This window comes from Azospirillum sp. TSO35-2, from assembly GCF_003116095.1.
Classification (GTDB): Bacteria; Pseudomonadota; Alphaproteobacteria; order Azospirillales; family Azospirillaceae; genus Azospirillum.
The window spans coordinates 653,798-654,165 of sequence record NZ_LGRA01000013.1; the positions used below are offsets into that span (position 1 = coordinate 653,798).

Consider the following 368-nt stretch of genomic DNA (forward strand, 5'->3'; position numbering starts at 1 on the left):
TGCCGACCGCGCCATCCTGGTGCAGACCGACGTCGAAACCCAGCCGCTGGCCGTCGCCAAGGTCCTGAAGGCCCTGGTCGAGAAGGAAGCCCCCGGGCTGGTCATCCTCGGCAAGCAGGCGATCGACGACGACTGCAACCAGACCGGCCAGATGCTGGCGGCGCTGCTCGGCTGGGGCCAGGGCACCTTCGCCTCCAAGGTCGTGCCCGCGGGCGATGCCGTGGCGGTGACCCGCGAGATCGACGGCGGGCTGGAGACGGTCGAACTGGCGCTGCCGGCGGTGGTGACGGCCGACCTGCGGCTGAACGAGCCGCGCTACGCCTCGCTGCCCAACATCATGAAGGCGAAGAAGAAGCCGCTGGAGACCG

General features: G+C 70.1%; 1 protein-coding gene. It reads left to right on the forward strand.

What is annotated here, in order from left to right; translation table 11 throughout:
* On the forward strand, window positions 1–368 hold a 368-nt coding region (locus TSO352_RS10320; RefSeq protein ID WP_146210741.1), incomplete at both ends, for an electron transfer flavoprotein subunit beta/FixA family protein.